This window comes from Streptomyces sp. NPDC091376 (genome assembly GCF_044757085.1).
GTDB lineage: Bacteria > Actinomycetota > Actinomycetes > Streptomycetales > Streptomycetaceae > Streptomyces > Streptomyces pratisoli.
On sequence record NZ_JBIVUF010000017.1, the window covers coordinates 19,048 to 28,415 of the forward strand.

Genomic DNA, 9,368 nt, shown 5'->3' on the forward strand with positions numbered 1-9,368 from the left:
CCGACCCGGCCACGGAAGGAAGCCGCCCCCGGAAACCACCAGCTCCAGAGGCTCTCGACCTCAGAATCAGCTCAAGTCCCTTGCCCGCCGTCGCCCACGGCGGGCAAGGTCGTTCCAGGCCTCCGATCGGGCCGGGAAGCCGCTGACGCGACGGCCCCGTACCATAGGACACAGCCGTGGCGCGTCCGCCCGGCGGGCGTACGAGGAAACAGACGCCGCACCCCACGATCCGAGAGAAGCGCAAGCAACCCATGCCCACGCGCCACGACATCCGTAACGTCGCCATCGTCGCCCACGTCGACCACGGCAAGACCACCCTGGTCGACGCCATGCTGAAGCAGGCCGGAGCCTTCGCCGCCCACCAGCAGCTCGACGACCGCATGATGGACTCGAACGACCTGGAGCGTGAGAAGGGCATCACGATCCTCGCCAAGAACACCGCGGTGAAGTACCACCCGAAGGACGGCGGGGACCCGATCACGATCAACATCATCGACACCCCCGGCCACGCCGACTTCGGTGGCGAGGTCGAGCGCGGTCTGTCCATGGTCGACGCGGTCGTCCTGCTCGTCGACGCCTCCGAGGGCCCGCTCCCGCAGACCCGCTTCGTGCTCCGCAAGGCCCTCCAAGCCCGGATGCCGGTCATCCTCTGCATCAACAAGACGGACCGCCCGGACTCCCGCATCGACGAGGTCGTCAACGAGACGTACGACCTCTTCCTCGACCTGGACGCCGACGAGGACCAGATCGAGTTCCCCATCGTCTACGCCTGTGCCCGTGACGGCGTCGCCTCGCTGACCAAGCCGCAGGACGGCACCGTTCCGGCCGACAGCGACAGCCTGGAGCCCTTCTTCTCCACCCTCCTGGAGTCCGTCCCGGCTCCGGAGTACGACGAGAGCGCCCCGCTGCAGGCCCACGTCACCAACCTGGACGCCGACAACTTCCTCGGCCGTATCGCGCTGCTCCGCGTCGAGCAGGGCGAGCTGCGCAAGGGCCAGACCGTCGCCTGGATCAAGCGCGACGGTTCGATCTCGAACGTCCGCATCACCGAGCTGATGATGACCGAGGCGCTCACCCGCAAGCCCGCCGAGATGGCCGGCCCCGGTGACATCTGCGCGGTCGCCGGTATCCCCGACATCATGATCGGCGAGACGCTGGCCGACCCGGAGAACCCGGTCGCGCTGCCGCTGATCTCGGTCGACGAGCCGGCGATCTCCATGACCATCGGTACGAACACCTCCCCGCTGGTCGGCCGCGGCGGCACCGGAAAGGGCGCGGACGCCAAGTCCGCCGTCAAGGACCGCAAGGTCACCGCCCGCCAGGTCAAGGACCGCCTCGACCGCGAGCTGATCGGTAACGTCTCGCTGCGCGTCCTGGACACCGAGCGCCCGGACGCCTGGGAGGTGCAGGGCCGCGGTGAGCTGGCGCTGGCGATCCTGGTGGAGCAGATGCGCCGTGAGGGCTTCGAGCTGACCATCGGCAAGCCGCAGGTGGTCACGCAGGTCGTCGACGGCAAGGTGCACGAGCCGGTCGAGCGCATGACGATCGACGTGCCCGAGGAGCACATGGGCGCGGTCACGCAGCTCATGGGCGTCCGCAAGGGCCGCATGGACAACATGTCGAACCACGGCTCCGGCTGGGTCCGCATGGAGTTCGTCGTTCCGTCCCGTGGCCTCATCGGGTTCCGTACGGAGTTCCTGACGAACACCCGCGGTACCGGTATCGCCCACTCGATCCACGAGGGCCACGAGCCGTGGTTCGGCCCGCTCGTGACGCGCAACAACGGCTCCCTGGTCGCCGACCGCTCGGGTGCGGTCACGCCGTTCGCGATGATCAACCTGCAGGAGCGCGGCGTCCTGTTCACCGAGCCCGGCACCGAGGTGTACGAGGGCATGATCGTCGGCGAGAACTCGCGCTCCGACGACATGGACGTGAACATCACGAAGGAGAAGAAGCTCACCAACATGCGTGCGGCTTCCGCGGACAACACCGAGAACGTGGTGCCGCCGCGGAAGCTCTCGCTGGAGCAGTCGCTGGAGTTCTGCCGCGACGACGAGTGCGTCGAGGTCACGCCCGAGGCGGTTCGTATCCGCAAGGTGAACCTGGACGCCCGCGAGCGCGCCCGCGCCGCGTCCCGCGCCAAGCACGGCTGAGCCGAGTTCGGCTGAAAAGCGCCTACCACGGCTGAACCGCCCGGCATACGCGAACGGCCCGGACAGTCCCCCTCCGCGGGGGCCGTCCGGGCCGTTCGCGTATGCCGTTCACGTCGTACGGCAGCCTTGAGGGCTGCCGTGACGGGGCCCACACGTTCCTCGTGACGGCTGCCACACGTCCCTCGTGACGGCTTGTCCGTCAACAGGATTTCGTACCCGGAAGGTTCGACTATCGGACGTAGCGCACCGGAAACCTGTATTAACAGTCCGTTTCGGGGGTGTCTGTCTGCGATCCCTTTGTCCGAATTTTGGGCCTCTGGGGTGGAGTGATGTTGCCAAAACGAGATGCTTTAAGTGTGGTTTACAGCCCGAACTTACCTAATAGTTGGCTTCACTGAGCTCGGGTCAACGGGTCACGCGCTGTGGGGAGCGCCGACTCACGAGCACACGGGACACGGATCTTCGCCGTCAGGGGTGTCGGCGTCGTCATGTGTCCAGCCTTGCAGTGAATACGTGGACTCATGAGGAGGAACCCATGCGCGGTGCCACGAGCGCCAGTGGGGTCGGGTCGTCACAGATGGCTCGTGCGGCCATTTTTCAGCGCACATCATCCGGTCTGGTCGCCGGCAGCGGCCGGCACTTCTGAGACCCGGTCAACCGCTCGGCTCGCGTTCCTCGGGAGGAATCCTCCCGATTGACGTCTTTCCGGTCGTAGCGCCTACGGGGTGATCCCGTCAGGCGTGCGGTTGCGCCGCCGTACCCGTCCAGGGCGACGGCAGGCACCGGGAGATCGTCAAGCAGCCGTGGCAGAACGGACGTGAACCGTCCGGACCGTCGCAGGATGCAGGATCGCGGGTCACCCGACACCCGTGAATGGACACCATCATGACCAGTCCAATTGAGATCGAGGACGAGAAGGCCTCTGTCGCCTTGGACAAAGAGACCGCGGCGAAGAACGTCGGCGCGGACGGCAAATCCCTCACCGGCCGGTCGCCCGGCCAGCTGATGTGGGCGCGCTTCAAGCGCGACCGTACGGGCGTGATCTCCGCCTGTGTGGTGCTCTTCTTCTTCGTCGTCGCCGCGCTGGCCCCGGTGATCTCGGCCGTGTACGGCAAGAATCCCTACACGCTGTACGCGCAGGAGCCGGACTACCCGTTCCTCCTGGACGACTTCGCGATGCCCAGCGGTCCCTTCGGCGGTGTCTCGAGCGAGTTCTGGTTCGGCGTCGAGCCCAACCTGGGCCGCGACGTGTTCACGATGCTGATCTACGGCATGCGCACCTCGCTCTTCATGGCGCTGGTCCTGACGTTCCTCTGTGTGCTGACCGGCGTGATCATCGGCATGATCGGTGGCTACTTCGGCGGTCGGGTCGACTACTGGCTGGGCAGGATCACGGACTTCTTCCTGTCGTTCCCCAACCAGCTGTTCTTCATCGCGTTCATGCCCATCGTGACCGCGCTGTTCGTCTCCCCGACGGATGAGACGCCAACGTACCTGCGGGCGGTTGCGATCATCCTGGTGTCGTGGTTCCTCGGCTGGATGGGTATGGCCCGTCTGGTGCGCAGTTCGGTACTGTCCCTGCGCGAGCGTGAGTTCGTCGAGGCGGCCAAGGTCTCGGGTGCCTCCCGGGGCAGGATCGTGCGCAAGGAGATCCTGCCGAACATCGTCACGCCGATCCTGGTGCAGGGCACCTACATGCTGCCCAGCGCCATCCTCAGCATCGCGTTCCTCTCCTACGTGGGTGTCGGTTTCGTCGAGCCCACCCCCGACTGGGGCCGCATGTTCGCCATCGGCGCCAGGCTCTACGAGCAGGACCCGGCCTTCATGGTCTTCCCAGGTGTCTCGATGGTCATCTTCGTCCTCGCCTTCAACCTCCTGGGTGACTCGGTCCGCGACGCGTTCGACCCCAAGACCGGACGGTGACGTCCATGTGCGAGGGCAGCTGCCGCCCTCGCGCCGGGCAACCGGACGGCCAGGCAGCTCTTCTGGATAACAACCGACAGGTAGGTGCACGAGCATCATGAAGCCCACCCGAGCGCGCGCCGCACGCGCCATAGTCGTCGCCACGGCGGCCGGCTCACTGGCGCTTACCGGCTGCTCCAACGACAGCGGCAAGAACTCCAAGGACCAGTCGAAGTCCCAGGCGGACGCAGCGACTCAGTCCAAGCCGGTTGTCTACGGTGACGCTGCCGCGTCCAACGGTCCGGCGGCCGAGATCCCGGGCGCCAAGCCCGGCGGCACCATCAACGTCTACGCGCAGTCGGACATGACCCACATGGACCCGGGTCAGATCTACGTCAGCGACGCCGGCCAGTTCGCCAACCTGATCCACCGTGGTCTGACGAACTACCAGGAGGACGAGAAGGGCAACCTGACCGTCGTCGGTGACATCGCCACCGACTCCGGCAAGTCGTCCAACGGCGGCAAGACCTGGACCTTCACTCTGAAGGACGGCATCAAGGACGAGGATGGCAACGCCATCACGTCCGCCGACGTGCGCCACACCATCGAGCGCATGTACGCGAAGCACATCTTCGACGGTCCGTCGTTCGTCCAGTCGTGGCTCTCGGGCAACGACTACCGCAAGGCGCTGCCGGACGGTGGGTACGGCACCAAGCACCTGCCGGACAGCGTTCTCGCGACCCCGGACGCCAAGACGGTCGTCTTCAACTTCAGCCAGCCGCGCCCGGACCTGCCGCAGGCCCTCTCCATGGCCGGTTACGCCATCGTTCCGGAGAAGGCGGACACGAAGGAGAAGTACGACAAGGCCCCCAAGGCCCTCGGCCCGTACAAGATCTCCGACTACAAGGCCGGCAAGTCCCTGACCCTGGTGAAGAACACCAACTGGGACCCGAAGACGGACGCGGTTCGCCACCAGTACGTCGACGGCTACAACTTCACCACGACCATCGACCCGGTCAACCAGACCAAGCGTCTGATCGCCGACCAGGGCGAGGCCAAGAACGCCATCCAGTTCTCGGACCAGGTCGACACGGACCAGATGCAGGCCGTCATCACCAACGCGAAGGTGAACGCGCGGACGATCAAGGGCTACCAGCCCTACGTCTGGCAGCTGACCTTCAACCTGGACCGCGTCAAGGACAAGAAGGTCCGTGACGCGATCGCCTACGCCATGCCGAGCGCGGCCATGGTCCAGGCCGACGGTGGCAAGTACGGCGGTGAGGTCGCCGGTGGTCTGTTCGCCCCGACCCTGCCGGGCTTCGACAAGAGCTACGACCCGTTCGGCAAGCTGAAGAAGCCCAACGGTGACATCGAGAAGGCCAAGCAGCTGCTGAAGGAGGCGGGTGTCAAGGAGGGCACGAAGCTCACCTACGCCTACTCCAACACCCCGCGTGGGCAGAAGCAGCAGGTCATCATCAAGGACGCGCTCGCCAAGATCGGCTTCGACGTCCAGGCCAAGGAGATCGACCGGGCCGCGTTCTACGAGACCATCGGCAAGATCAAGAACCCGTACGACCTGTACATGACCGGTTGGGGCCAGGACTGGCCGTCCCAGTCCACGGTCGTCACCCCGGTCTACGACGGCAAGCTGATCTCCGACGGTGCCTCGAACTACTCCCACATCAACGACGCCAAGGTCAACTCCCTCATCCAGGAGGCGCTGACGCTGGAGCCCGTGGCCGCGGCCAAGAAGTGGGAAGAGGCTCACAAGCGGATCGTGGAGGAGATCAACCCGGCCGTCCCGGTCTACTACTCCAAGGTCGTGCAGCTGTTCGGTTCGAACATCGGCGGCGCGAAGTACAGCACCGAGTCGAGCTACATCGACATCAACGACCTGTACCTGAAGCAGCCGTAACACCGGCTCACGGCTGACCCGTGGGGGTGCGCGCCAGGCGGAGCGCACCCCCACGGGCACTCAACCCCTCACTCCCGCCGCTTCCGAAGAGAGCAGCTTCCCGCCATGCTTCAGTTCCTCATTCGCAGGCTGACCGGCGCCGTCGTCATCATGTTCCTGATCGGCGCGTTCACGTTCTTCCTGTTCTACACAATCCCCCAGGACTTCGCCGCGCTCTCCTGCGGCAAGAACTGCAGCCCGGAGAACCTCGCGGTGATCCGGGAGAACCTCGGCCTCGACAAGCCGATCCTCGCGCAGTTCTGGGACTTCATGGCCGGAATCGTGGTCGGCCGGGACTTCCCTGTCGGACACTGCGACGCTCCCTGCCTCGGGATGTCCTTCACCACCGGCGAGTTCGTGTGGGACTCCATCCTGGACCGCTTCCCGCTGACGCTCTCGCTGACCGTCGGTGGTCTGATCATCTTCCTGGTGCTGGGCCTCGGCTCGGGTCTGCTCGCCGCCTGGAAGCGCGGCAGCTCGCTCGACAAGGCCGTCAGTGGCGCCTCCATGGTTCTCAGCTCGTTCCAGATCTACTTCCTGGGGCCGATCGTTCTTGGCATCTTCGTGTACAGCACAGGCTGGCTGGAGAGCCCCAAGTACGTTCCGTTCACGGACGATCCGGCCGGCTGGTTCATGGGTCTGGTGATCCCCTGGGCCGTCATGGCGACGATCTTCACCGCGCAGTACACGCGTATGGCGCGCTCCACCATGATCGAGCAGCTCCAGGAGGAGCATGTCCGCACCGCGCGCGCCAAGGGCATGCGCCAGCGGTACGTCTTCTTCCGCTACGCCTGGCGCGGCTCGCTCACCCCGATCGTGACGATCCTCGGTATGGACCTCAGTGGCCTGCTCGCAGGCGCGGTGGTCACCGAGTTCACCTTCGACCTGGCGGGCATCGGCCGTCTCGCGGTGGAGTCCTCGCTGACCAAGGACCTCCCGCAGACGATGGGCGTGATGCTGTTCGGAGCCTTCTTCATCCTGCTCCTGAACATCCTCGTGGACCTCGCCTACGCCTACATCGACCCGCGCGTGCGCCTCGCCTAGGAGAACGACCGTGACCACACTGACCAAGACCGAAGACGCACCGGCCCCGACCGGGCCGGAGGCCTTCCTCTCGGTCCGCGACCTGCGGGTGCGGTTCTCCACCGAGGACGGCATCGTCAAGGCGGTCGACGGCCTTTCCTTCGACGTCGAGCGTGGCAAGACGCTCGGCATCGTGGGCGAGTCGGGATCCGGCAAGTCCGTCACCAACCTGACCGTGCTCGGCCTGCACAGCCGCAAGCACACCGAGATCGACGGCGAGATCATCCTGGACGGCCAGGAGCTGACCGGTGCGTCGGAACGGGAGCTGGAGAAGATCCGTGGCAACAAGGCCGCGATGATCTTCCAGGACCCGCTGACCGCGCTCTCGCCGTACTACACGGTGGGCAGGCAGCTGTCCGAGCCGTTCATGAAGCACCGTGGCGCCTCGAAGAAGGAGGCGAAGGCCCGGGCCATCCAGATGCTCGACAAGGTGGGCATCCCGCAGCCCGCCCTGCGCTTCGACGACTACCCGCACCAGTTCTCCGGCGGTATGCGCCAGCGTGCCATGATCGCCATGGCGCTGATGTGCGACCCCGACCTGCTGATCGCGGACGAGCCGACCACCGCGCTCGACGTGACCGTGCAGGCCCAGATTCTCGACCTGCTCAAGGACCTCCAGCAGGAGTTCGGGTCGGCGATCGTCTTCATCACGCACGACCTGGGCGTCATCGCCAACATGGCGGACGATCTGCTCGTGATGTACGCGGGGCGGGCGGTCGAGCGCGGTAGCGTCCGAGAGGTGCTCCAGGCGCCGCAGCACCCCTACACCTGGGGTCTGCTGAGCTCCATGCCGCGTCTTGGCGGTGACACGAGCGAGGCGCTGGTGCCGATCCCCGGATCTCCGCCCAGCCTGCTGAACCCGCCCTCGGGCTGCCCGTTCCACCCGCGCTGTGCCTTCGTCGACGAAGTCAGCGGCTCGCGGTGCTCCGGTGAGCGTCCGAGCCTGGGCGCCGGGCGCGCTGCCGCGTGCCACCTCACGGGGGATCAGAAGCAGACCATCTTCATCGATCAGATCAAGCCCCGGCTGGGCTAGGGAGACGCAGAGACATGAGTGAGAACGTCACTCTGCCTGAACAGCAGGGTTCAACCGACAGCGTCGGCGGAGAGCCGTTGCTCACCGTCGAGGGCCTGACGAAACACTTTCCGATCTACGGCGGCTTTCCGTTCAAGCGCCAGGTCGGTGCCGTCAAGGCGGTGGACGGGGTCGACCTGACCGTGCACGCCGGTGAGGCCCTCGGTCTCGTGGGCGAGTCCGGTTGTGGCAAGTCCACCACGGGTCGGCTGATCACCCGGCTGATGGAGCCCAGCGGCGGCAGGATCACCTACGCCGGCCGGGACATCACCCGGGCCAGCCGCAGGCAGCTCGCGCCGGTCAGGTCCGAGATCCAGATGATCTTCCAGGACCCGTACTCGTCGCTGAACCCGCGGCAGACGGTCGGCACGATCATCAAGAGCCCGATGGAGGTCAACGGCATCAACCCGCCCGGGGGCCGTGAGAAGCGGGTGCGGGAGCTGCTGGAGACCGTGGGTCTCAACCCGGAGCACTACAACCGCTTCCCGCACGAGTTCTCCGGCGGACAGCGGCAGCGCATCGGTGTGGCCCGGGCCCTGGCCCTGGAGCCGAAGCTGATCATCGCGGACGAGCCGGTCTCCGCGCTGGACGTGTCGATCCAGGCGCAGGTCGTCAACCTGCTGCAGAAGGTCCAGGAAGAGCTGGGCATCGCCTTCCTCTTCATCGCCCACGACCTCGCGGTCGTGCGGCACTTCTCTCAGCGTGTGGCCGTCATGTACCTGGGCAAGGTGGTGGAGGTCGCGGACCGCGACTCGCTGTACAACCGGCCCCGCCACCCGTACACGCACGCCCTGCTCTCGGCGGTGCCCGAGGCGGACGTGGACTCCCACAAGAAGGAGCGGATCCGTCTCTCCGGCGACGTGCCCTCTCCGGTGAACCCGCCGTCCGGCTGCCGCTTCCGCACCCGCTGCTGGAAGGCGCAGGACAAGTGCGCCACGGAGGAGCCGCCGCTGGTGCAGATCTCGGGGAACCGTGCCGGCCACCTGACGGCCTGCCACTTCCCGGAGGACCCGACGACCGAGGCGCGTGCCGAGGACGTCGTCCTCGACCCGGCGCTCGCGGCGCTCGAGGACGCGCACGCCGACGACTGAGATCGACCGGCGCTTTCGTAGGCAGACGCCCCGGCGTCGGGGGGGGGGGGGCGCGGGGCGGGGCCCCCCCCGGCGGCCGCGGGGGGGGGCGCGGGGCCAGCGCGCTGGCGCGG

General features: G+C 66.6%; 6 protein-coding genes. All 6 read left to right on the forward strand.

The annotated features are described in order from the left end of the window. Positions 1-251 precede the first annotated feature (251 nt). The 6 genes from typA to ACIQMR_RS29970 all read left to right on the forward strand — a co-directional run bounded on the left by typA (position 252) and on the right by ACIQMR_RS29970 (position 9,255). Entirely contained in the window at positions 252-2,153 is a 1,902-nt protein-coding gene (gene typA, locus ACIQMR_RS29945) for a translational GTPase TypA (RefSeq protein WP_401393722.1), read from the forward strand. An 885-nt stretch (positions 2,154-3,038) separates the two neighbouring features. Continuing rightward, a complete protein-coding gene (locus ACIQMR_RS29950; RefSeq protein WP_401393725.1) occupies positions 3,039-4,076 on the forward strand; it encodes an ABC transporter permease in 1,038 nt (345 codons plus the stop codon). 97 nt (positions 4,077-4,173) lie between these two features. After that, positions 4,174-5,970 (forward strand): ABC transporter substrate-binding protein, encoded by a 1,797-nt coding sequence (locus ACIQMR_RS29955; RefSeq protein WP_401393728.1) that lies wholly within the window; start codon positions 4,174-4,176, stop codon positions 5,968-5,970. Between the two features lie 105 nt (positions 5,971-6,075). Then, complete coding sequence (locus ACIQMR_RS29960) at positions 6,076-7,053, forward strand: ABC transporter permease (RefSeq protein ID WP_401393731.1); 978 nt, start codon at positions 6,076-6,078, stop codon at positions 7,051-7,053. Positions 7,054-7,063: 10 nt separating this feature from the next. Continuing rightward, positions 7,064-8,125, forward strand: a complete 1,062-nt coding sequence (locus ACIQMR_RS29965) for an ABC transporter ATP-binding protein (RefSeq protein WP_401393734.1) — start codon at positions 7,064-7,066, stop codon at positions 8,123-8,125. 14 nt (positions 8,126-8,139) lie between these two features. Next, a complete protein-coding gene (locus ACIQMR_RS29970) occupies positions 8,140-9,255 on the forward strand; it encodes an ABC transporter ATP-binding protein (RefSeq protein ID WP_401393737.1) in 1,116 nt (371 codons plus the stop codon). The last annotated feature ends 113 nt before the right edge of the window (positions 9,256-9,368 follow it).